We start from the raw sequence: 22,453 nt of genomic DNA, 5'->3' as shown, positions 1-22,453 counted from the left end.
GCCCGAGGGGGCGGCTCAGCGCAGGTCGAGGCCGAGCAGGACGGGGTCGTGGTCGGACGAGCGGAACGCGTCCGGCCGGTAGAACGCGGGCGGGTTGAACTCGGTGTTGTAGTCGAGGAACACCGGCTCGTCGCTGTTGACGTGCCAGATCGTCGCGCCGGTCACGCGCCGCGACAGCGCCCGGCCCGCGAGCGCGTGGTCCAGCTCGCCCGACTGCCCGTCGAAGACGTAGCTGTACCGCTGGCTCGGGCGGACGAACCGCTGCGTCTGCCCGACGAGCCCGGCGCCGGTGAGGGCCTTCACCGGGTCCTCGGCGGTGTAGGCGTTGAGGTCGCCGACCACGAGCGGGTTCGGCACGCCGTCCGCGAGCGCGGCGACCGCCTTGGCCTGGGACACGCGGCGGGCGTTGTAGCAGCCCTGGCCGTCGCCCTGGTCCTGGTCGGGTCCGGCGGCGCCGCCGCAGCTCTTCGACTTGAAGTGGTTGACGATCATGGTGAACGCCGTCCCGCCCGTGCGGGGGCGGAACGTCTGCACCAGCGGCGGGCGGTCGAACAGCGGGTCCTGCGACGAGCGCGCGTCGCCGACCGGCGTCACCTTCGACGGCCGGTAGATCAGCGCGACGTGGATCTCGTCCGTGCCCGGGTAGGGGTGCCGCACCCACGCGTACGTTCCCGCGCCCGCCGCCCGGTTCAGCCGGTCGACGATCGCCCCGACGGCGGTGTCGCCGTTGTTCTCGACCTCCATCAGCCCGACGACGTCGGCGTCCAGGCCCCGCAGCGCGGCGGTCAGCTTGGCGAGCTGCCGCTCCTGCTCCTCCGTCGTGTCCGCGCCGCGCCTGTCCAGCGTCGTGAACCAGTTCAGGGTGTTGAAGCTCGCGACGCGCACGTCGCCGCCCACGTTCCGCGGCCGCTTCGGCGCCGGGTTCCGGTCGTCGAACCGCGCGGGCCTGGTCGGCTGCAACGCGTAGGCGCCGAACTGGTAGGTGAGCACACCGGTCAGCCCGGTCGTGGCGTCCCCGATCCGCAGGACGCGGGGGTCGGTGTAGGGGATCGTCGCGGGGTTCTGCACGTTCGACCCGTCGTCGACGAGGAGCCGCCGCGCGTCGTTGCCCGCCTGGGTGCCGCCGTGCCCGTCGGTCGGCTGGAAGAGGCGGCCGCCCGCGGAGACGGTGACCTGCCCGTACCGTCCGAGCTGGTAGGTCTCGGTGGCGGTGAGCCGCTGGCCGAACCGCAGCAGCATGCCCTCGTACTGCTCCATCCCCGCGCCGCCCTTGAGGGGCAGCCGGACGGACGTCGGCGCGACCTTCCCCGTGCCGCACACGTCCACGGCCGACACCGGCGACAGTTCGGTGAGCCCGCTGTACTCGACGGCCTTGCCGGTGACCAGGACCCGGTCGCCGACCGCGACGTCGGTGGTCGAGTAGACGAACAGCCCGTCGGAGGTCCGCGGGTCCGCGTCGGGCGTCGGGTCCTGGACGAAGAAGCCCTTGAGCTGGTCGGCGCGCTGGAAGTCGGCGGTCACGACCCCCTCGACCCGGACGGTCTGCCCGGCGAGGGGGGTCGTGCCGCCGCTGCCCTGGATCTCGGCGATCTGGTGGTCGGCGGGAGTGCCGCAGGTGGGCGGCTCCGCCGCGGCGGCCGCCTGGACGCCGGCGGTGAGGCCGGCGGTCAGGACCGTCGCGAGTGCTGCTGCTGTTCGGCGCATGGCGGGAGAGTAGGCGCGCCCCCTGGCCGACCAGCGAACCGTTAATGAAGACTCCACCAATTCGCAACGGACCCGGCTACCGCCCCGGGTTCTCCAGAAGGGTGATCAGGCGGGCGAGGCCGTCCTCGCCGTACCCCTCCTCGACCGCTCGGTCGAGCAGGTCCCGCACGGAGAGCAGGTACCCGGGGTCCACGCCCTGGTCGCGGCTCGTCTCGATCAGGCCGGGGAAGGCCACCTGGCTGGTCGCGACGCTGGAGACGGTGGTGGCGAAGTCGCCCGCCTCCACGGCGCGGGCCTGGTCGGGCAGCATGCCGAGCATCGCGGTCAGCCACGCGGTGGCCATCGGCTCGAAGTCCGTGGCCGCGACCTTCTCCGACCGGACGAGCGCGAAGGCGTGCTGGAAACCGGCGATCATGCCGTACATGGCGTCCAGCAGGGCCAGGTCGAACAGCGGCGCGAGCCCCGGGTCGGCGCCGAGGAACTGGGGCCGGCCGAGCGCCGCGAGGGTCTCGCGGTGCTCCTCGAACGCCTCCTGGTCGCCGCTGTAGAGGATCAGCGCCTCCGGCCGCCCGATCATGGGCGGGACGGCCATGATGCCGCCGTCCACGTACCGGGCGCCGAGTCCGGCGGCGCGGTCGGCCAGGGCGCGCGCCTGCCGGGGCGTCCCGTTGGTGAGCTGGACGATCGTGCGCCCGGCCGCCGCGTCGCCGAGGATCTCCCCGGCGTTGGCGTACACCGACAGGCACACGATCACCAGCGGGCTCGCCGACACGGCCGCCGCGGCGCTCTCCGCCTCCACCGCGCCCCTGGCCACGAGCGGCTCGGCCTTGGCGCGCGAGCGGTTCCACACGGTCACGCTCCGCCCGTCCGCCAGCAGCGCCTCGGCGAGCGCGCTGCCCATCAGCCCCAGCCCGAGCACGGTCACAGAAGTCGTCGTCATGTGCATCCCCTTCGTTTCGTAGGGCTCCAGCCTGCGGCGCGCGGGTTCGGGAAAGGTTCGGGCCGCATTACGGTGGGGGCATGCGCTTCGGGGTCCTCGGTCCGCTGGAGGTGCGGACGGAGGACGGCCGCCCGGTCCCGGTCCCGGACCGGAAGGTGCGGGCGCTGCTGGCCGACCTCCTCGCGCACGCCGGGCGCGCCGTCTCCGCCGACCGGCTCATCGACGACCTGTGGGGCGACGCCCTGCCCGCCGATCCGCCCGCGACGCTGCGGGCCCGCGTCTCCCAGCTGCGCCGGACGCTGGAGGACGCCGAACCGGGCGCCCGCGCTCTGGTCGAGACCAGCCCGCCCGGCTACCGGCTCGCCGTGCGGACCGACGCGCTCGACTTCGCCGTCCTCGCCGGCCGGGCGGCGGACGAACCGGACCCCGCCGCCCGCGCCGCGCGGTTCGCCGAGGCGCTGGCGCTCTGGCGCGGCCCCGCGTTCGCCGACTTCGCCGACGCGCCGTTCGCCGCCCCCGAGATCGCCCGTCTGGACGAACTGCGCCTCGCGGCCCTGGAAGGGCGCGCCGAGGCCCGCCTCGAACTGGGCGAGGACGCGGCGCTGGCGGCCGAGCTGCGCGGAGCGGTGGACGAGCACCCGTTCCGGGAGCGGCTGCGCGCGGCGCACATGCGGGCCCTGTACCGGGCGGGCCGGCCCGCCGAGGCCCTCGCCGCCTTCGACGACCTGCGCGTCCGCCTGCGCGACGAGCTGGGCCTGGACCCCTCGCCCGCGCTGGCGGACCTGCACGCCTCCATGCTGCGCCGCGACCCGGCGGTCGGCGGGCCGCGAGGCAACCTGCCCGCGGACGTGACGCCCCTCGTCGGCCGGGACGCGGCCGTCCGGGAACTGGCCGCGCTGCTGGAGGAGGCGCGCCTCGTGACGCTGCACGGGATGGGCGGGGTGGGCAAGACCCGGCTCGCGGTGGCCGTCGCGCGCGCCCTGCGCGGCGCCGGCGAGGTGTGGCTCGTGCGGCTCGACGAGGGGCTGGAGGCGGGCGCGTCCGCCGACGACGCGGCGTCGTTCACCGCCGGGGTGCTCGGGCTGCGCGACGACGCGGGCTCCGGCGGCGGACCGGCCGCGCGGCTGGGCGAGGCGCTCGGCGGCAGGCGGGCGCTGCTGGTCCTCGACAACTGCGAGCACGTGGCCGAGCCGGTGGCGCGGCTGGCGGCGGCGCTGCTGCGCGACGTCGCGGACCTGCGGGTCCTCGCCACCAGCCGGGAGCCGCTGGCGATCTCGGGGGAGCGGCTCTGGACCGTCCCGCCGCTGGACGCCGGGGCCGCCGCCGCGCTGTTCGCCGAGCGGGCGGGCCTGGCGTCCGGCCCGGGGGACGCCGAGTCGATCGCCGCGATCTGCGACCGCCTCGACGGCGTCCCGCTGGCCCTGGAGCTGGCGGCGACGCGGGTGCGGGCGCTCGGCGTCGCCGGCCTGGCCGAACGGCTGGACGACCGCTTCCGGCTGCTGTCGTCCGGCGCCCGGGACGCCCCGCCCCGGCAGCGCACGCTCCGCGCCCTGATCGACTGGAGCTGGGAGCCCCTGGAGGAGCGCGAGCGGGCGGTGCTGCGGCGGCTGGCGGTCCACGCGGGCGGCTGCACCCTCGACGCGGCCGAGGCGGTCTGCGGCGCCGACGTCGAGACGCTCGCGGGCCTCGTCGACCGGTCGCTCGTCGTGGCGGGCGAGGGGCCGCGGTACCGGCTGCTCGAAACGGTCGCCGCGTACGGCGCCGAGCGGCTCCGGGAGGCGGGCGAGGAGGAGCGGGCGCGCCGCCGCCACGCCGACTACTACATCCGCCTCGCCGAGAGCGCCGACCTGCGAGGTCCGGGGCAGCGCGACGCCCTGCGGCGGCTGCGCGCGGAGACCGGTAACCTGCGGGCCGCCCTCGACGGCGCCGTCCGGGCGGGCGACGCCGGACGCGCGCTGCGGTTGGTCGACGCGATGGGCTGGGCCTGGTTCCTGTGGGGCCGCGCCGGCGAGGCGCGCCGGGCGTTCGAGCGGGCGCTCGCCGTGCCGGGCACGGCGGACCCGGCGTCCGCCGCGCGGGCGCGGACCTGGCACACCGGGTTCGCCCTGCTGGACGGCGACGGCGCCGACCGCGACGAGCGGGTGCGCGAGGCCCTCGCCGCCGACGGCGACCCGTGGGCGTGCTGGTTCCTCGGGTTCGTCCGCGGCGGGTTCGGGGACCTGGAGGCGATCGACGAGCTCGCGGCCCGCGCGCTCGACGGGTTCCGCGCCCGGGGAGACGAGTGGGGCGAGGCGGCGGCGCTCGCCGTGCGGGCCGGGCAGGCGCTGTCGGCCGGTGACCTCGCCCGGGCCCGCCGCGACGGCGAGCGGGCCCTGCGGCTGTTCGGAGCGGCGGGTGACCGGTGGGGCCGCCTCCAGGCCACCGAGACGCTCGGCCTGCTCGCGGAGGTGACCGGCGACTACGCCCGCGCGCGGGACCTGCACGAGAGCGGCCTGCGCGACGCCGAGGAGCTCGGGCTCGGGGCGGAGGCGGCCGGCCGCCTCGCCCGCCTCGGCCGCGTCGCGCTGCTCGAAGGCGACCTCGACCGCGCCGACGACCTGCACGAGCGCGGCAGGCGGCTGGCCGTCCGCGAGGCGCACCGCCGGATGGAGCACTTCGCCGAGGTCGGCCTCGCCCTCGCGGCGCGCAGGCGCGGGCGCCTGGCCGAGGCCGAGGCGGTCCTGCGGCGCTGGCTCGACTGGTGCCGCGCCATCGAGGGGGCGCCCGGCCTGGCCTTCCTCCTGGCCGAGCTGGGGTTCATCGCCGAGCTGCGCGGCGACGCCGCCGGGGCGCTCGACCTGCACACCGAGGGCCTGGCGGCGGCCCGCGCCACCGGCCACCCCCGCGCGGTCGCGCTCGCGCAGGAGGGCATGGCCGGGGCGCTCTCCCTCGCCGGACGCCGCGCGGAGGCCGCGCGGGCGCTGGCCGCCGCCTCGCGGGCCAGGGCGGCCGTGGGCGCGCCGCTGCCCGCGGCGGAGCGCGGCGACGTCGACCGGATCGCCGCCCGGCTCGGCTAGGAGCGGCGGGAGCCGGAGCGGCGGGAGACCGCGAGGGGCAGGGCCAGGAACATCACGGCGGCGGTGAGCGCGAAGGCGACCGGGTAGCCGGTCGCGGCGGCCGTGACGCCGAACGCGGCGCCGCCGACGCCCATGCCGCCGTCGTAGCCGATGTTCCACAGCGCGCTGACCGTGCCGTAGCCGGACGCGGGCGCCCGCTCGAACATCATGGCCATGCTGGCGTTCTGCGTGACGCCGAAGCCCGCCCCGAACACCACCATGGCGGCGAGGACGGCGACCGTGTTCGGCGCCAGGGACAGCAGCGCGATGCCGGCCGCGGAGACGGCCACGGCGGGCAGGAGGAGCCGCGCGGCGCCGTGCCGGTCCCCGATCCGGCCCGCCCACCAGCGCGAGAGCGTGGCGGCCGCGGGCTGGACGAACAGCGCCGCCGCCGCGACCCCGGCGGGGACGGCGTCGGGCAGGAACGTGACCAGGACGCCCGCCGCCATCGCGGTCGAGGCGAACGCGAGGGCCGGGCGCAGCAGCGCCGCCGACCGCAGTCCCGCGACGATGCCGAAGGGCCGCTCGGGGGCCGGTCCGCCGGAGTCCGGCCCGGTGATCCTGCCCGGCAGGCCGGGCAGCGCCGCCAGCGCGGCGAGCGAGGCGACCGAGCCCGCGACGAACACCGGCGTGTAGCCGACCTCGCCCGCGAGCCACACCCCGAGCGGCAGCGCGAGCAGCGACGGCACCCCCGCCACGATCCCGAACAGCCCGATCCCCTCGCCGCGCCGCTCCGCCGGGAGCAGCCCCGCGACCAGCGCGCCCGACACCACCACGGCCACCGCGAAGCCGAGGCCGCGCACCAGGCTCACCGCCGTGATCGTCGCCATGGTCGAGGAGAACGGCAGCGCGAGCGAGGGCGCCCCGAGCAGCACGATTCCCGCCGCGAGGACCCGCCGGTGCCCGAACCGGTCGAGCAGCCGGGGCAGCGAGAGCTCGGCGAGCACGGTCGTCAGCATCAGCGCGCCCGTGGTGACGCCCGCCCCGACCCCGCCCGCGCCGCCGTCGACCGCGTACATCGGCACGACCGAGAACAGCAGGAAGAACCCCGTCAGCGTGCCGAAGGCGGCCGCGAACACCAGCGCCAGATGCCGCCCGACCAGCGGCGGCCGCGCGGCGGCGGGGGTGCCCGGCCGCGGCAGTGTCTCCCGTGTCTCGCTCATGGGGACGACGGTAGGGGACCATCCGGCCTGCTATATGGTCCAATTTCATGGCAATCGAGTGGGCCGGTTCGCCGCCGGAGCTGCTGCTGGACCTGGACCGCGACGCGACCGGGACGCTGCGCGCGCAGCTGGAGACCGCGCTGCGCGACGCGATCTGCACCGGACGCCTCAAGGCGGGGGAGCGGCTGCCGTCGTCCCGCGAGCTGGCCCGCCAGCTCGGCGTCTCCCGCGGCCTCGTCCAGGAGTGCTACGGCCAGCTCAACGCCGAGGGGTACCTGTGCGCGCGGGCGGGTTCGGCCACGCGCGTGGCGCCCGTCCGCGCCGTCGACGGCGAACCGGCGCCCGCCGCGCGGCCGGACGCGTCCCGGCTCCGCGTCGACTTCGCCGCGGGCGTGCCCGACCTGGCGTCCTTCCCGCGCGGCGACTGGGCGTGGGCGCAGCGGGAGGTCGCCCGGACGGTGCGCAACGAGGCGCTCGGCTACGGCGACCCGCGCGGCAGCGAGGTCCTCCGCGACGTGCTCGCAGGCCACCTGCGGAGGGTGCGCGCGGCGGTCGCCGAGGCCGAGGACATCGTCGTCTGCGGCGGCTTCGCCCAGGGGCTCGGCATCGTCCTGCACGTGCTGGCCCGCCGGGGCGTGCGCCGCGTGGCGTTCGAGGACCCCGGCTACGGCGACGGCGCCACCATGGCCGCCGCGGAGCGCGCCGGGATCGAGGCGGTGCCCGTCCCCGTGGACGATCTCGGGCTCGACGTGGACGCGCTCGACGCGAGCGGCGCCCGCGCGGTCGTCGTCACCCCGGCGCACCAGTGGCCGACCGGCGTCGTGCTGGCCCCCGAGCGGCGCCGCGCCCTCGCCGACTGGGCGTGCGAGCGGGACGGGGTCGTCGTCGAGGACGACTACGACGCCGAGTTCCGCTACGACCGGGAGCCCGTGGGGTCGGTGCAGGGCCTCGCGCCCGGCCGCGTCATCGGCCTCGGGACGGTCAGCAAGTCGCTGGCCCCGGCCGTGCGGCTCGGCTGGATCCTGTGCCCGCCCGCGCTGACCCGCGCGGTGGCGGAGGAGAAGCGGCTCGCCGACCGCGGCTCGCCCGTCCTCGACCAGCTCGCGCTCGCCGCGCTCGTCGAGTCCGGCCGCTACGGGCGGCACCTGCGCCGGATGCGGCCCGTCTACGCCGGCCGCCGCGCGGCGCTCGTGGCGGCCCTCGCCGAGCACGCCCCCGCCGTGCGGCTGACCGGGCTGGCCGCCGGCTTCCACGCCGTCGCCCACCTGCCCGGCGGGACGGACGAGCGGCGCGTCGTCGCCGAGGCGCGCCGGCGGTCGGTCGGCCTGTACGGGATGAGCACCTACCGGGCGTCCGGCGCGGCCGATCCCCCGCGGCTCGTCCTCGGCTTCGGCGACCTCGCCGAGAGCGCGATCCGGGACGGGATCCGGGAGGTGGCCGACATCCTCAGATCTTGAGTTGAGTGCTAAGAGCGGCGCCCCAGCATGTGACACGACTTCATTCCGCGCGCCGCGCCGGGTGCGACACAGTCGTCGCAACCCGGAATCGAAGGAGTCGTGACATGACAGCGGGCGTCGCCGACGTCGGCAGCCGCACCCCGCAGCCGGACCTGTCCGGCACCGTCCCGTTCCCCGAGCGCGTCGCGGTCGTGGTGTTCGTGGTCGGGCCCGTCATCGGGCTGCTGGGCGCCGTCCCCTTCCTGTGGGGCTGGGGGATCGGCTGGACCGACATGGCCATCTTCGCGTTCCTGTACCCGCTGAACGCGATCGGGATCACGGTCGGCTACCACCGGCACTTCACCCACGGCGGCTTCAAGGCCAAGCGGTGGCTGCGGATCGCCCTCGCGATCCTCGGCGGGCAGGCCATGCACGGCTCGGTGGTCCGCTGGGTCGCCGACCACCGCCGCCACCACAAGTACGCCGACCAGGAGGGCGACCCCCACTCGCCCTGGGCGTACGGACCCGGTGTGTGGGGCCTCACCAAGGGCCTCTACCACGCGCACATGGGCTGGCTGTTCGGCAAGGAGCGCACGTCCCGCGGCAAGTACGCGCCCGACCTGCTCAAGGACCGGGACATCCGGTTCCTGTCCCTCGACCCCGTGTACGCCGTGATCGTGCTGTCGACCTTCCTCGTCCCGATGGGGCTGGGCGCGCTGCTCACCTGGTCGTGGCACGGCGCCGTCACCGCGCTGTTCTGGGGCGGGGTGATGCGCGTCTTCGTCGGCGACCACATCACGTTCTCGATCAACTCGATCTGCCACGTGTTCGGCAAGGAGGACTTCAGGACGCGCGACCGGGCCCGCAACGTGTGGTGGCTGGCGATCCCGTCGTTCGGCGAGTCCTGGCACAACCTGCACCACGCCGACCCGACCTGCGCGCGGCACGGCGTCCTCAAGGGCCAGATCGACATCAGCGCCCGCGTCATCTGGGTGTTCGAGAGGCTCGGCTGGGTCTGGGACGTCCGCTGGCCCGACCACGAGCGCCTCGCCGCCCGCCGCGTGACCGCCCCCAGCACCGGAGAGCGAGCATGACCGACCTCCCCCCGCTCGACCGCACGCCGCTGATCGAGCGGCTCGCCCGGTTCGCCAAGGACTTCCCCGGCGACCGCGCCTACACGTTCATGGACTACACGGCGGACCCGGACGGCGTCGCGACCGACGTGACCTGGGGCGAGCTGGACCGGCGCGCCCGCAGCACCGCCGCCGCCATCCGCCGGGCCACCGAGCCCGGACGGCGGGTCGCGCTGCTCGCCCCGCAGGACCTGCACTACGTCACCGCGTTCCTCGGCGCCATGTACGCCCGCGTCATCGGCGTCCCGCTGTTCTCCCCGGACCTGCCGGGCCACGGCGACCGGCTCCTCGCCGTCTACCGGGACGCCGAGCCCGACGTGGTGATCACCACGAGCGCGTCGCTGCCGCACGTGCGCTCGTTCCTCGCGGGCGGCGGCGTCCGCGAGCCCGCCGAGATCATCGTCGCCGACGAGGTGGACGCGGCGCTCGACTGGACGCCCGAGCCGGTCGACCCGGGCGACGTCGCCTACCTGCAGTACACCTCCGGCTCGACCCGCACCCCCGCGGGCGTGATCATCACGCACGGGAACTTCGCGACGAACGCCGAGCAGCTGTGGCGGACGTTCGACGGCATCCCGCGCGTGTCGTCCGGCGTGAACTGGCTGCCCGTCTTCCACGACATGGGCCTGGTCACCACCGTCGCGCTGCCGCTGGTGTACGGCAACCCGGGCGTGATCATGGATCCGGTGGCGTTCGTCATGCGCCCTGTCCGCTGGCTGGAGCTGCTCAGCGCCCAGCACCACGCGTTCACCGGCGGCCCCAACTTCGCCTACGAGTACCTCACCGCGCAGGTCACCGAGGAGGAGAAGGCGAAGCTCGACCTGAGCGGCGTGCAGGTCTTCATGAACGGCGCGGAGCCGATCCGGGAGAGCACGCTCACCGGCTTCTACGAGGCGTTCAAGGACTGCGGGCTGCGGCCCGAGGCGCAGGTGTGCGCGTACGGGCTGGCGGAGGCGACCGTCTACGTGTCGGCCTCGTCCCGGTTCCGGGAGCCGACCCGCGTCGCGTTCGACCACGAGGGGCTGCGCCGGGGCGTCGCCGAGCCCTGCGACCCGGGCGCGCCCGGCGCGATCCAGCTGATCGCCTGCGGGACGTCCTACGGGCAGCACACCGTCATCGCCGACCCCGAGACCGGCGTGCGGCTCGCGGACGGCGCCGTCGGGGAGATCTGGGTGCACGGCCCGAACGTCGCGGCCGGCTACTGGGGGCGGCCCGAGGCCACAAGGGAGACGTTCGAGGCGGTGCTGGCGGACCACGGCGACCTGCCGCGCTCCCCGTGGCTGCGCACCGGGGACCTCGGCGTCCTGCACGGCGGGGAGCTGTTCGTCACCGGCCGGATCAAGGACCTGGTCATCGTGGACGGGCGCAACCACTACCCGCAGGACATCGAGTTCACCGTCTCCGGCGCGCACCGAGCGATCCGCCGCGAGTACGCCTGCGCGGTGGCGGTCGACACCGGCGGCACGGAGGGCCTGGTCGTGGTGGCCGAGCGGAACCGCCGGGTGCCGGTCGCCCTGCTCGACCAGGAGGAGGTGGCGCGGGCGGTGCGGACGGCCGTGAAGCAGCAGCACGACCTGCGCGTGCACGACTTCGTGCTGATCGAGCCCGGGGGCCTGCCGCGCACCAGCAGCGGGAAGATCGCCCGGTCCGCGTGCCGGCGGGCCTACCTGGAGGGGAGGCTGCCGGTCCCGGAGGCGGCGCCCCGGCCCGAGTGAGCGGTGACCGCGTCCCTCACGCGTGCTCCCCGCCGGCGCCGCGCAGCCAGACGGGGAGCAGCAGCATCAGCTCCAGACGGATCGCCGGGGCCTCGATGTCGTAGTCGAAGATCTCGTGCAGCTGCGCCAGCCGGTACCGGACGGTCTGCGGGTGCACGCACAGCGCCTCCGCCGCGTCCGTCGCGTTGAAGCCGTGCCTGAGGCACTCCAGCAGCGTGGCCGCCAGCCGGCCGCCGCGGTGCGGGCCGAGCTCGGTGAGCGGGGCCAGCCGGCGCCGGGCGGCCGCCTCGGCGAGCGTCCAGCCCTCCTCCAGCAGCAGGTCGGGCACGTACCGGTCGGCGTGGACGAGCGCGCCGGGGTCCTGCCGGGCGAGCCGCCCGGCCTCCATCGAGTCGAGCGTCCGGTGCGCCCAGCGCAGCGAGACCCCCGCCCGGTCCAGCGGCACCGAGGGCCCGACCGCGCCCGCCCAGCCGCCGAGGGTGGCGGTCAGCCGGTCGGGGCCGCCGGGGCGGTCCGGGTCGGGCATCACCAGGCACGGCCGGCCGCGGTCCAGGCCGCTCAGCAGGGACGGCGGCAGCCCGGCGGGCCCCTCCCCGGCGCCGCCGGGCCGCGGCTCCAGCACGATCACCGCCAGCCGTTCGGGCAGCGGCCAGCCGGCGAGGTTGGCCTGCTCGGCGACGACGTCCCGCGGCGCCGCCGGGTCCGACAGCAGCAGGCTCATCAGGCGGGCGCGGCGCTGCTCGCGCTCGCCCGCGGCCTTCTCCCGCGCCCGGGCGTAGCCCTGCGCGGCGGCGGACGCCAGAAGGTCCAGGTAGGCGAGGTTCGCCTCGGTGAGCGCGATCGCCAGGTCGCGCGGCTTCTTCAGCCGGTCGGCCTCGCGCGACAGGTACCGCCACGCGGTCCTGGAGGCGACGCGCATCGCGTTCTGCAGGTGCTCGAGCCCGCGCCCCTCGACGGCCTCCCCGTACCCGATGTCGAAGTAGACCTGGTGCACCTCCCGCAGGGAGGCGTCGGGGTCGGCGATCATCTGGACGAAGTGCCCCATGGCCTGCGCCGCCGCGAGGCGCATCACCTCGGTGTAGACGGGGTCGTCGGGGCGCGCGTACTCGGGGACGTTCCGCAGCACGCCCTCCACCATGGAGTCGACCAGCGCCGGAAGGTGGGGGCGGATCCACTGCGCCTCTTCCCGGGGGACGTCGCGCCAGGGCTCCCCTGACAGATCGTCGGCCTGGGCGGACCTCTCGTGCAGCTCCGTCAAAGTGTCACCTCCGTCAGCGGACACCTGGGGCCGCCAGGCTAGGGAGCGCGCGTCGCACAAGACACTCAGATGGGTGACAACGCCGCCCGATTCCTTGTCACACCCGACCGATGCGCCTGGTGGCGGCGGACAAGGAGTGGTCCTCATCCGGCGGCGAGCGTCAGCAGGACGACGGCCGCGGCGGCGCCGGCGAGGCCCGCGGCCTGCGTCCGCGACAGGCGCTCGCACAGCGCCGTGACGCCGAGCAGCACCGGGACCACCGGGTACAGCGAGGACAGCACGACCGCGATGACGACGAGCTGCTGCCGGGTCGCGAGGAGGTAGCAGACGAGCGCCGCCGCCGCGAGGCCGCCGTTCACCGCCGCCCACAGCCACGTCGTCCCGCCCGGGAGGCCGCCTGGTGGGCGCCGCCCGCGCGAGCGCATCACCGGAGCGATCGCGAGGACGGCCGCGACCCGTCCCGCCGCGACGGGCCAGAGGCCGGAGTCGTCGCCCGCCTGGGCGAGGGCCAGGTACTGCACCCCGATCCCGGCGCCCGCCGCGAGCCCGTTCACGAGGGCCGCGCGGACCCGGCCGCCCTCGTCCGACCGTGACCGGGACACCAGCCACAGCGCGGGCACCACGTTGCCGATCCCGAGCCAGGCCGCCGCCGTGGGGCGGTCGCCGAGGAACGCGACGCCGACGACCACCGGCAACGCCACCCCGCCGACCGCGCTGACCGGGACGACGATGCTCAGGTTCCCCCTGCTGATGCCCCGGTAGAGGAAGACCATCGCGAGGCCCGTCCCGGCGCCCGAGAGCGCGCCCCACGCGAGGTCCCCGGCGGCCACGTCGGAAGCGGGGACGGCCACCGCCGCGGCGACCGCGCACGCGAGCCCGCCGACCTGGCCGAGCAGCGCGACGGCGGCGAAGTCGGCGCGGCGCGACAACAGGCCGCCCCAGACGTCGGCGACCCCGTAGAGCAGCGCCGAGGTCAGGGCCAGGAGGACGCCCGTCATGCGCGCCCCGCGTCGCGTTCGGCCTGGCCGACCGGACAGACGCCGCCGCTCGTGCAGCACCCCCGGTCGCAGAGGCGGCAGATGACGTCGGAGTCGCCGATCTCCTCGTAGAGGCGGGCCAGGAGCTTGGCCAGCAGCCCGGTGAGCGCCTCGCGCTCGGCGCCGTCCAAGACGTCCAGGACGCCGGCCAGCGGCGCGTCCCGCGCGGCCAGCATCGCGCGCGCCGCCTCCTCGCCCTCCGGCGTCAGCAGGACCTGGACGGCGCGCCCCCCGCCGGGACGGCGCCGGACCAGGCCGGCCGTCTGGAGCCCGTCCACCATGCGCGCGGCGGCGGACTGGGTCAACCCGACGCGGCGTCCGAGCTCGGTGACGCCGAGGCCGGGCGCATGGGAGAGGACGACCAGCGCCGCGGCGCCGCTCGCGCTCACCCGCCCCGTGCCGGTGGCCCCGGCCAGCACCAGGTCGGTCACCGCCAGCGAGGCGGCGCCCAGCAGGTTCGCGAGTCTGTCATGCATGAGTCATGCATGTTAGCAGCCCCGGCGGGCGCGCCCTCCTCCGGGGCGGCGCTGTTTGCGTGCCATGCTGGCGGGGTAGCGCTGCATGTCGGAGGTCGCCTGATGGATCGCGAGGCCGGGCCCGCCGCGGGGGAGGACGAGCGGCGGCGGATCGCCCGAACGGACGTGCTGCTCGCCGAACCGCGCCTCGCGAGCGCGGCGGCGCGGCTCGGGCGCGGCGTCGTGAAGGCCGCGGTCGTCGCCGCCCAGCGCCGGGCCCGCGCCGGAGAGATCGCGCCGGAGGCGGTGGCCGACGCCGCCGTCGCGTCGCTGCCGCCGAACGCCTCCGGCCTCCGCCCGGTGATCAACGCGACCGGCGTCCTGCTGCACACCAACCTCGGGCGGGCGCCGCTGTCGCCGGCGGCCCGCGAGGCCGTGGCGGTGGCCTCCGGCGCCACCGACGTCGAACTCGACCTGGAGACCGGCCGTCGCGCCAAGCGCGGGCGGTCGGTCCTCGCGGCGCTGCGCGAGCGGGTGCCCCAGGCGGAGGCCGCGCACGTCGTCAACAACGGAGCGGCGGCGCTGGTGCTGGCCGCCGCCGCGCTCGCCCCCGGCCGGGAGATCGTCATCAGCCGCGGCGAGATGGTGGAGATCGGCGACGGGTTCCGCATCCCCGAGCTGCTGGCCGCCACCGGCACCCGGCTGCGCGAGGTCGGCATGACGAACCGGACCACGCCGGACGACTACGCCGCGGCCGTCGGCGAGGAGACCGGGTTCATCCTCAAGGTGCACCCCTCCAACTTCCGCATGACCGGCTTCGCGCGCGGCGCCGGCGTCGCGGAGCTGGCCGGGCTCGGGGTGCCGGTCGTGGCCGACATCGGCTCCGGCCTGCTCGCCCCCGAGCCGCTCCTGCCCGACGAGCCCGATGCCGCGTCCATGCTCAAGGCGGGCGCCGACCTCGTCACCGCCAGCGGCGACAAGCTGCTCGGAGGCCCGCAGTGCGGCCTGATCCTCGGGAGGGACGAGCCGGTGCGGCGCCTCGCCCGCCATCCGCTCGCGCGGGCCCTGCGGGTCGACAAGCTGACGCTCGCCGCCCTGGAGGCCACCCTCCGCGGGCCGCTCACCCCCACGGCCGAGGCGCTGCACGCCGACGCGGGCGCGGTGCGGGAACGGGCCGAGCGGCTCGCCGCCCGGCTCCGGGACGCGGGAGTGGACGCGGCGGCCGCCGGGAGCGAGGCGGCGGTGGGCGGCGGCGGCGCGCCGGGCGTCGTCCTGCCGAGCGCGGCGGTCTCGGTGCCCGAGCACTACGCGTCCCGGCTGCGGCGGGGGACGCCCGCCGTGATGGGCCGCGTGGAGGACGGCCGGTGCCTGCTCGACCTGCGGTCCGTGCCGCCCGACCAGGACGGCGCCCTCGCCGAGGCCGTCCTGGCCCAGGCCCGCCAGGGGGCCCGATGACGCACGTCGTCGCCACCGCCGGCCACGTCGACCACGGCAAGTCCACGCTCGTCCGCGCCCTCACCGGGATGGAGCCCGACCGGCTGGAGGAGGAGCGGCGGCGCGGCCTCACCATCGAGCTGGGCTTCGCCTGGACGGCCCTGCCGGGCGGCGACCGGATCGCCTTCGTCGACGTCCCCGGGCACGAGCGGCTCGTCACCACGATGCTCGCCGGGGTCGGGCCCGTCCCGGCCGTGGTGTTCGTGGTGGCCGCCGACCAGGGCTGGCAGCGCCAGTCCGAGGAGCACCTGGCGGTCCTCGACGCGCTCGGCGTCCGGCACGGCCTCCTCGTCGTGACGCGCCGCGACCTCGCCGACGCCGCGGCGGCGGACCGGGTGCGGGAGGAGTCCCTCGCCCACCTCGCGGCCACCTCCCTCGGCCGGGTCGAAGCGGTCGCGGTCAGCGGCGCCACGGGCGACGGCCTCGACGAGCTGCGGGCGGCCCTGGAACGGCTCACCCGCTCCCTCCCGGAACCCGAGCGGGACGCCGACGTCCGCCTCTGGATCGACCGGGTCTTCACCGTCCGCGGCAGGGGCACGGTCGTGACCGGCACGCTCGGCGCGGGAACGATCAGCGTCGGCGACCGCCTCGCCGCCGGCGACGCCCTCCTGCGCGTGCGGGGGCTCCAGAGCCTCAAGGAGGACCACGAAGAGGTCGGCGCCGTCGCCCGCGTCGCCGTCAACCTGCACGGCGACGCGGGAGACCTCGGCCGGGGCGGCGCCCTGCTCACCCCCGGGCGCTGGCTCGCCGCCGACGTCGTCGACGTCCGGCTGCGCGGCGACGCCGCGTCCGACCTGCCGCGCGAGCTGACGCTGCACGCGGGGACGGCGGCGGTCCCGGTCCACGTCCGCCCGCTGGGGGACGACACGGCGCGGCTGTCGCTGCGCCGCCCGCTGCCGCTGCGCGTCGGGGACGTCGCCCTGCTGCGCGACCCCGGGCGGCACCGCGTCCCGGCGGGCGTGACGGTCCTGGACGTCCGCCCCGAGCCGTTCGCGCGGCGCGGCGCGGCGGCCGCGCGGGCCCGGGTGCTCGCCGCCATGACCGGGCGCCCGGACGGCGCCGAGGAGGTCCGCCGCCGGGGCCTGATCAGGCGGTCGGACCTGGTCGCGATGGGAGTGCCCGTCCCCTTCGAGCCGGTGGCGGGGGAGTGGCTCGCCGACCCCGCGCTCTGGACGGACCTGCGCGGGCGCCTCGCGTCGGCCGTCGAGGAGCACGCCGCGGCGAACCCCACCGACCCCGGCCTCCCGGCCGACGCCGCGCGCCGCGCTCTCGGCCTCCCCGACCGCGTCCTCGTCGACGCGCTCGCCGGGGGCCTCCTGCGGCGCGACGGCAGGATCTACGGCCGGACGACCGCGCCCGAGCTGCCGCCGCCCGTGCGCGAGGCCGTCGACGCCGTCCGCCGCGACCTGGCCGCGGCCCCGTTCCAGGCGCCGGACGCGAACCGGCTCGCCGAACTCGGCCTCACGCCGAAGCTGCTCGCCGTCGCCGCCGCGACCGGCGCGCTGCTCAAGGTGGCCGACGGCGTCGTCCTGCTGCCCGGCGACGACGCCCGCGCCGCCGGACTGCTCGCCGGGCTCGGCGGCCCGTTCACGCTGAGCGAGGCGCGCCGCGCGCTCGGCACCACCCGCCGCGTCGCCGTCCCGCTCCTGGAGTACCTGGACGACCGCGGCTACACGGTCCGGGTCGACGACCTCCGCCGCCGCTGCACCGGAAGGCAGTCATGACCGACGCCACCCAGAAACGGCTCACGCAGTACGCGCACGGCGGCGGCTGCGCCTGCAAGATCCCGCCCGGCGAGCTCGAAGAGGTCGTCGCCGGCCTCGGCGCCGCGCCCGCCTCGCCCAACGCCGACCTGCTCGTCGGCCTGGACACCGGCGACGACGCGGCCGTGGTCCGGCTCCGCGACGGCCTCGCCGCCGTCGCCACCGCCGACTTCTTCACGCCCGTCGTCGACGATCCCTACGACTGGGGGCGCATCGCCGCCGCCAACGCCCTGTCCGACGTCTACGCGATCGGCGGCAGTCCCGTCGTGGCGGTGAACCTGCTCGCCTGGCCCCGCGACGTCCTGCCGTTCGACCTGGCGCGCGAGGTCCTGCGCGGCGGCCTCGACGTCGCCGCCGAGGCGGGCTGCCACGTCGGCGGCGGCCACAGCGTCGACGACCCCGAGCCCAAGTACGGCATGGCCGTCACCGGGGTCGCCGACCCCGCCCGCCTCCTGCGCAACGACACCGGCAAGCCGGGCACGCCGCTCAGCCTCACCAAGCCCCTCGGCCTCGGCGTCCTGAACAACCGCCACAAGGCGACGGGCGAGGTCTTCCCGCACGCCGTCGCGACCATGGCCGCGCTGAACCGCGACGCGTCCGCCGCCGCGCTGGACGCCGGGATCGCCTGCGCCACCGACGTGACCGGCTTCGGGCTGCTCGGCCACCTCTACAAGATGGCCCGCGCGTCCGGCGTGACCGCCGTGGTCGACGCCGCCGCCGTCCCCTACCTCGACGGCGCCCGCGCGTCCCTGCGCGACGGGTACGTCAGCGGCGGCACCCGCCGCAACTTCGAATGGGTGGCCCCGCACACCGACTTCGGCGCCGTTGGCGAGGACGACCGCCTGCTGCTCGCCGACGCCCAGACCTCCGGCGGCCTCCTGCTCGCAGGCGAGATCCCCGGCGCCCCCGTCATAGGCGAACTCATCCCCGCAGCCGACCACCCCCTGATCGTCCGCTGAAGCCCGGGTTCCGAGACCCCGCGACGACCGGGATGGTCGCGATCGCGTCCGAAGGCAGGTTCGAGCTCGCGAGAACCTGATCGCGCAGCGAGCCTCTGGGCGAGTCGGAGCGATGCCGGCGATCGCCCGCGTTTCTCGACGATGGAGGGCCGCCAGGCCCGAAGGAGGAGAGAAAGGCCCTACAACTCGGTTCCGGTTTGGTCGGTGATGCCGGCTCGTCGCTGGTACTCGCGGACCAGGGCGGGGGCGGCGGGGCCGCGCGGGCGGCGGCCCGGGCGGATGTCGACCGACAGCGCCTTCGCCTCCTGGATGTGGGTGTTCGGGTCCAGGGACAGGTGCAGCAGCTCGTTGGCCGCGTCGCCGCGGCTGTAGCCGTTCGGGCCCCAGTGGTAGGGCAGTCCGACCTGGTGGAGCTTGCGGCCGTCCACGGTCAGCGGCGACATGCGCTCGGTCACCAGGACCCGCGCCTCCACGACGGCGCGCGGGCTGACGATCGTCGCCCACCCGCCGTGCTCCAGGCGCCGCTCGGCCGCCAGTTCCGGCGAGACCTCGCAGAAGAACTCCGGTTGCAGCTCCGCCAGGTACGGCTGCCAGCGCGACATGCCGCCCGCCGTGTGGTGCTCGGTGAGCCGGTACGTCGTCGCCACGTACGGGTAGACCTCGGCCCCCGGCTCCGTGCCGCTCGGCGCGTACCGGTTGTCGGGATGCGGCGGCGACAAATGCCGGACGGGGTTGCGCTGCTGCTTGTACAGCGCGTTCTGGAACGGCGAGTCCTGCGGCTCGTAGTGCGTCGGAAGCGGGCCGTCGGTCAGGCCGGCGGGCGCGTACAGCCACGCCTTGCCGTCGGCCTGCATGATGAACGGGTCGTTGCCGGCGAGCGCGTCCGGACCCGTCGCGTCGCGCGGGGGCTTGTAGTCGGGCGGGCGGTCGGCGATGAAGTCGGGTACGTCGTGGCCCGTCCACTTGCCCTCCTCGGCGTCCCACCAGATGAGCGCCTTGCGGTCGCTCCACGGCTTGCCGTCCGGGTCGGCGGACGCCCGGTTGTAGAGGATGCGGCGGTTCATCGGCCACGCCCAGCCCCACTCGGGGGCCACCCAGTTCTGGTCCTTGCCGGGCTTGCGGCGCGCCGTCTGGTTGACGCCGTCGGCGAAGCAGCCGCAGTAGATCCAGCAGCCGCACGAGGTGGACCCGTCGTCCTTCAGCTGCGTGTAGGACGACAGCGGGTTCCCGTCCGCGTCCCGGCCGTTGATCTCGGCGAGCACGGCCTCGGCGTCCGGCTCCGCGAGATCGCCCCTGGTCGGGTAGTCCCACGTGAGGTCGAGGACCGGCCGGTCCATGTCGTCGGCGGACCCGGCGAGCTTCTCCCGGATGATGCGGCCGAGGTGGTAGGTGAACCACAGGTCGCTGCGCGTGTCCCCGGCGGGCTCCACGGCCTTGTGGTGCCACTGGAGCATCCGCTGCGTGTTGGTGAAGCTGCCGTCCTTCTCGGTGTGCGCGGCGGCGGGCAGGAAGAACACCTCGGTGCCGATGTCCTCGGTGCGCATCTCGCCCGACTCGATCTCCGGGCCGTCCTTCCACCACGTCGCCGACTCGATCAGCGAGAAGTCGCGGACGACGAGCCAGTCGAGGTTGGCCATCCCGAGCCGCTGGATCTTGGCGTTGGCCGACCCGACGGCCGGGTTCTCGCCCATCAGGAAGTAGCCCTTGCACACCCCGTCGATCTGCGCCATGGAGGTCTCGTAGGTGCTGTGGGAGCCGGTCAGCCGCGGCAGGTAGTCGAAGCGGTAGTCGTTGTCGGCCGTCGCCGCGTCGCCCCAGTACGCCTTCAGCAGGCTGACCATGTAGGAGCGCATGTCGCCCCAGAAGCCCTTGCGCGCCGCCTCCGCTTCGATGAACGTGTCCAGGTCCTCGTTGCCGTGGGCGTGCGGCATCGGGATGTAGCCGGGCAGCAGGTTGAACAGCGTCGGGATGTCCGTCGAACCCTGGATGGACGCGTGGCCGCGCAGCGCCAGGATGCCGCCGCCGGGGCGGCCGATGTTGCCGAGCAGCCCCTGCAGCACCGACGCCGCGCGGATGTACTGGACCCCGACCGTGTGCTGCGTCCAGCCCACCGCGTACGCGAACGCGGTCGTCCGGTCGCGGCCGGAGTTCTCGGTGACCATCTCGCAGACCTTGAGGAACTGGTCGCGGGGGACGCCGCAGATCCGCTCGACCATCTCCGGCGTGTACCGCGCGTAGTGCCGCTTCAGCACCTGGAACACGCACCGCGGATGCTCCAGCGTCGGGTCCCGCTCCGGGTCGCCCACGCCGATCGCCGCGCCGCCCGAACCGTGCGCCTCGCCGCGCGCCGCCTCCTCGACCGACCCGACGCGGTCCTCGTACTCCATGTCGCGCTCGCCGGAGGCGGCCTGGACCTCCATGCCCTCGTACTGCCACGTCCGGTGGTCGTAGCCGCGCTTCTCCGGGTCCAGGCCGGAGAACACGCCGTCCAGGTCCTCGGTGTCGCGGAACTCCTCGGTGAGGATCACCGACGCGTTGGTGTAGGGGACGACGTAGTCGCGGAAGTACTTCTCGTTCTGCAGGACGTAGTTGATGATCCCGCCGAGGAACGCGATGTCACTTCCCGCGCGCAGCGGGACGTGCTCGTCGGCGAGCGCGCTCGTCCGCGTGAACCGCGGGTCCACGTGGATCAGCTTCGCCCCGCGCGCCTTCGCCTCCATCACCCACTGGAACCCGACCGGATGGCACTCGGCCATGTTCGAGCCCTGGATGACGATGCAGTCCGCGTGCTGCAGATCCTGCTGGAAGGTGGTCGCGCCGCCGCGTCCGAACGAGGTCCCCAGACCGGGGACGGTGGAGGAGTGTCAAATGCGGGCCTGATTCTCGATCTGCACCGCGCCGAGCGCGGTGAACAGCTTCTTGATCAGGTAGTTCTCCTCGTTGTCGAGCGTGGCGCCGCCGAGGCTCGCGAAGCCCAGCGTCCGCCGCACCCGCACGTCGTCCTGCTCCCACTGCCAGCTGTGCCGGCGGGCCTCGATCACCCGGTCGGCGATCATGTCCATGGCCGTGTCGAGGTCGAGCGGCTCCCACCCGGTGCCGTGCGGGCGCCGGTACAGCACCCGGTGCTCGCGGGCCGGCCCGGTCGTCAGCTGGAGGCTCGCCGACCCCTTCGGGCACAGCCGCCCGCGGCTGACCGGCGAGTCGGGGTCGCCCTCGATCTGGGTGACCTTGCCGTCCTTGACGTACACGTCCTGCCCGCAGCCGACCGCGCAGTAGGGGCAGACGGACTTCACGACCTCGTCGGCGGTGCTCACCCGTGGCCTGATCCGCTCGGTGCGGGCGCTCTTGGACGCCGCTCCCCGCCCGAGGGGGTCGTCGCCGGTGAACTGGCGGTAGACGGGCCACGACTCGATCCATGTGCGAACGCCCACGTCCCACCGCCCTTCTCGGCTCGGCCCGCCGCCGACCTACCCGCCGCCCGTCCCGCGAAACACGGGGGGTGCGCGAAGCGTGAACGGGGCGCCGTCCTTCGACCGGTGCACCGGGTGCTCCGCGGAACCGCTCAGCGCAGGACGGCCGCGCCGACCGCGCCCATCCGCTCCGCGAACTCGGCGCGCTCGGACGGGGACAGCGCCCGCTCGTAGACGGCGGCGGACAGCCGGTCGGTGATCTCCTCGGCCTCCGCCCGGCGCGGCCTGAGCGCCGCGCAGTCGGGGAGGTCGCCCTGCCAGCCGAAGAAGCGCGCGGTGTCGGGCCCGTCCTGGGTCAGGATCGCCTCCAGCGGGGAGAGCCCGACGGAGGTCGTCGCGACGAGATGCAGCCCGCCGCGCAGCTCCCGCAGCACCTGCACCAGCTGCATGAGCCGGGCCCGGGAGCCGTCCGGCAGCGGTTCGGCGCGCCAGCCGCAGAACAGCGGCAGCCCCGACCCCTCGGCGGCGCGCGCCACCCGCTCGGCCAGCTCGCACAGGCGCGGGTCGTCCGGCAGGTGGGACTCGCCCCAGGCCGCGCATCCGAGGGCGTACCGCCGCGTCGCCTCGCGCGCCCCGGCGACCGCGACGCCCTCCTCCCACTGGGGGCGGACGAACCCCGGCTCGAACCAGCCGAGCGCCGCCGCGACGACCTCGGCGTCGACGTCGCCGAGGACCCCGCCGCGTCCGGCGAAGTAGTACGCGAACGGATTGCCGTACCCCTGCTCCTTGCCGTGCTCGGCCGTCCTGCGCGACAGCATCCACCGCGACCCGACACCGTGAATGATCCTGTCGGCGGCGCGGACGGTCTCCGCGGCGGTCAGTTCGCCCATC

At 75.7% G+C, this 22,453-nt stretch carries 15 protein-coding genes; 7 read left to right on the top strand and 8 right to left on the bottom strand.

Features of this window, described 5'->3' with window-relative positions; genetic code table 11:
• Window positions 1-15: 15 nt before the first annotated feature.
• Both AB0C87_RS12525 and AB0C87_RS12520 read right to left on the bottom strand, forming a co-directional pair.
• The gene (locus AB0C87_RS12525; RefSeq protein WP_360577444.1) at window positions 16-1,704 is read right to left on the bottom strand and encodes an ExeM/NucH family extracellular endonuclease; all 1,689 of its coding nucleotides are present in this window, start codon (window positions 1,702-1,704) and stop codon (window positions 16-18) included.
• Window positions 1,705-1,780: 76 nt separating this feature from the next.
• Window positions 1,781-2,644 carry an NAD(P)-binding domain-containing protein gene (locus AB0C87_RS12520; protein WP_360577443.1) on the bottom strand — a complete coding sequence of 288 codons (864 nt, stop codon included), beginning with the start codon at window positions 2,642-2,644 and terminating at the stop codon, window positions 1,781-1,783.
• Window positions 2,645-2,724: 80 nt separating this feature from the next.
• Between AB0C87_RS12520 and AB0C87_RS12515 the strand changes: the two genes are divergently transcribed.
• Complete coding sequence (locus AB0C87_RS12515; protein WP_360577441.1) at window positions 2,725-5,700, top strand: BTAD domain-containing putative transcriptional regulator; 2,976 nt, start codon at window positions 2,725-2,727, stop codon at window positions 5,698-5,700.
• On the opposite strand, the gene AB0C87_RS12510 is transcribed toward AB0C87_RS12515, so the two are convergent.
• Window positions 5,697-6,902 carry an MFS transporter gene (locus AB0C87_RS12510; RefSeq protein WP_345175688.1) on the bottom strand — a complete coding sequence of 402 codons (1,206 nt, stop codon included), beginning with the start codon at window positions 6,900-6,902 and terminating at the stop codon, window positions 5,697-5,699. The genes AB0C87_RS12515 and AB0C87_RS12510 overlap by 4 nt on opposite strands.
• Before the next feature lie 47 nt (window positions 6,903-6,949).
• On the opposite strand from AB0C87_RS12510, the gene AB0C87_RS12505 reads away from it, so the two are divergent.
• The 3 genes from AB0C87_RS12505 to AB0C87_RS12495 all read left to right on the top strand — a co-directional run bounded on the left by AB0C87_RS12505 (window position 6,950) and on the right by AB0C87_RS12495 (window position 11,186).
• Window positions 6,950-8,359 (top strand): aminotransferase class I/II-fold pyridoxal phosphate-dependent enzyme, encoded by a 1,410-nt coding sequence (locus tag AB0C87_RS12505; RefSeq protein WP_353830922.1) that lies wholly within the window; start codon window positions 6,950-6,952, stop codon window positions 8,357-8,359.
• A 104-nt stretch (window positions 8,360-8,463) separates the two neighbouring features.
• Window positions 8,464-9,432: an acyl-CoA desaturase gene (locus AB0C87_RS12500; RefSeq protein ID WP_345175683.1), complete on the top strand. Its 969-nt coding sequence runs from the start codon at window positions 8,464-8,466 to the stop codon at window positions 9,430-9,432.
• Entirely contained in the window at window positions 9,429-11,186 is a 1,758-nt protein-coding gene (locus tag AB0C87_RS12495; RefSeq protein WP_360577438.1) for a fatty acyl-AMP ligase, read from the top strand. The genes AB0C87_RS12500 and AB0C87_RS12495 overlap by 4 nt, the downstream gene beginning before the upstream one ends.
• 16 nt (window positions 11,187-11,202) lie before the next feature.
• Here the strand turns inward: AB0C87_RS12495 and AB0C87_RS12490 are convergent, their stop codons facing one another.
• From AB0C87_RS12490 to AB0C87_RS12480, 3 genes are all read right to left on the bottom strand, one after another.
• Window positions 11,203-12,444 (bottom strand): helix-turn-helix domain-containing protein, encoded by a 1,242-nt coding sequence (locus tag AB0C87_RS12490; RefSeq protein WP_345175679.1) that lies wholly within the window; start codon window positions 12,442-12,444, stop codon window positions 11,203-11,205.
• A 143-nt stretch (window positions 12,445-12,587) separates the two neighbouring features.
• On the bottom strand, window positions 12,588-13,442 hold the full coding sequence (locus AB0C87_RS12485; RefSeq protein ID WP_360577436.1) for an EamA family transporter: 855 nt from the start codon (window positions 13,440-13,442) through the stop codon (window positions 12,588-12,590).
• Entirely contained in the window at window positions 13,439-13,957 is a 519-nt protein-coding gene (locus AB0C87_RS12480) for a MarR family transcriptional regulator (protein WP_345175677.1), read from the bottom strand. The genes AB0C87_RS12485 and AB0C87_RS12480 overlap by 4 nt, the downstream gene beginning before the upstream one ends.
• 102 nt (window positions 13,958-14,059) lie before the next feature.
• Here AB0C87_RS12480 and selA point away from each other — a divergent pair, with 102 nt between their 5' ends.
• From selA to selD, 3 genes are read left to right on the top strand one after another with little or no spacing between them, the layout of a single operon-like run.
• Complete coding sequence (gene selA, locus AB0C87_RS12475) at window positions 14,060-15,391, top strand: L-seryl-tRNA(Sec) selenium transferase (protein ID WP_360577434.1); 1,332 nt, start codon at window positions 14,060-14,062, stop codon at window positions 15,389-15,391.
• Window positions 15,388-17,154, top strand: a complete 1,767-nt coding sequence (gene selB, locus AB0C87_RS12470) for a selenocysteine-specific translation elongation factor (protein ID WP_360577432.1) — start codon at window positions 15,388-15,390, stop codon at window positions 17,152-17,154. The genes selA and selB overlap by 4 nt, the downstream gene beginning before the upstream one ends.
• A complete protein-coding gene (gene selD, locus AB0C87_RS12465; RefSeq protein WP_353835314.1) occupies window positions 17,151-18,152 on the top strand; it encodes a selenide, water dikinase SelD in 1,002 nt (333 codons plus the stop codon). Before selB ends, selD begins: the two co-directional genes overlap by 4 nt.
• 179 nt (window positions 18,153-18,331) lie before the next feature.
• Here selD and fdh read toward each other — a convergent pair whose 3' ends face one another.
• Window positions 18,332-21,583 carry a formate dehydrogenase gene (gene fdh, locus AB0C87_RS12460; protein WP_360577430.1) on the bottom strand — a complete coding sequence of 1,084 codons (3,252 nt, stop codon included), beginning with the start codon at window positions 21,581-21,583 and terminating at the stop codon, window positions 18,332-18,334.
• A 131-nt stretch (window positions 21,584-21,714) separates the two neighbouring features.
• Window positions 21,715-22,452: a hypothetical protein gene (locus tag AB0C87_RS12455; RefSeq protein WP_360577428.1), complete on the bottom strand. Its 738-nt coding sequence runs from the start codon at window positions 22,450-22,452 to the stop codon at window positions 21,715-21,717.
• Window position 22,453: the final 1 nt, after the last annotated feature.

The sequence above is a fragment of the Actinomadura sp. NPDC048021 genome (assembly GCF_040653135.1).
Lineage (GTDB): Bacteria > Actinomycetota > Actinomycetes > Streptosporangiales > Streptosporangiaceae > Spirillospora > Spirillospora verrucosospora.
This window is presented reverse-complemented; position numbering and strand designations above follow the sequence as displayed.

What these genes read in the sequence shown, in the direction of transcription:
- AB0C87_RS12495 (WP_360577438.1), top strand. Translation starts at nt 9,429, where the DNA reads ATGACCGACCTCCCCCCGCTCGACCGCACGCCGCTGATCGAGCGGCTC.
- selB (WP_360577432.1), top strand. Translation starts at nt 15,388, where the DNA reads ATGACGCACGTCGTCGCCACCGCCGGCCACGTCGACCACGGCAAGTCC.
- selA (WP_360577434.1), top strand. Translation starts at nt 14,060, where the DNA reads ATGGATCGCGAGGCCGGGCCCGCCGCGGGGGAGGACGAGCGGCGGCGG.
- AB0C87_RS12510 (WP_345175688.1), bottom strand. Translation starts at nt 6,902, where the DNA reads ATGAGCGAGACACGGGAGACACTGCCGCGGCCGGGCACCCCCGCCGCC.
- AB0C87_RS12525 (WP_360577444.1), bottom strand. Translation starts at nt 1,704, where the DNA reads ATGCGCCGAACAGCAGCAGCACTCGCGACGGTCCTGACCGCCGGCCTC.
- AB0C87_RS12520 (WP_360577443.1), bottom strand. Translation starts at nt 2,644, where the DNA reads ATGACGACGACTTCTGTGACCGTGCTCGGGCTGGGGCTGATGGGCAGC.
- selD (WP_353835314.1), top strand. Translation starts at nt 17,151, where the DNA reads ATGACCGACGCCACCCAGAAACGGCTCACGCAGTACGCGCACGGCGGC.
- AB0C87_RS12480 (WP_345175677.1), bottom strand. Translation starts at nt 13,957, where the DNA reads ATGCATGACAGACTCGCGAACCTGCTGGGCGCCGCCTCGCTGGCGGTG.
- AB0C87_RS12485 (WP_360577436.1), bottom strand. Translation starts at nt 13,442, where the DNA reads ATGACGGGCGTCCTCCTGGCCCTGACCTCGGCGCTGCTCTACGGGGTC.
- AB0C87_RS12515 (WP_360577441.1), top strand. Translation starts at nt 2,725, where the DNA reads ATGCGCTTCGGGGTCCTCGGTCCGCTGGAGGTGCGGACGGAGGACGGC.
- AB0C87_RS12505 (WP_353830922.1), top strand. Translation starts at nt 6,950, where the DNA reads ATGGCAATCGAGTGGGCCGGTTCGCCGCCGGAGCTGCTGCTGGACCTG.
- AB0C87_RS12455 (WP_360577428.1), bottom strand. Translation starts at nt 22,452, where the DNA reads ATGGGCGAACTGACCGCCGCGGAGACCGTCCGCGCCGCCGACAGGATC.
- AB0C87_RS12500 (WP_345175683.1), top strand. Translation starts at nt 8,464, where the DNA reads ATGACAGCGGGCGTCGCCGACGTCGGCAGCCGCACCCCGCAGCCGGAC.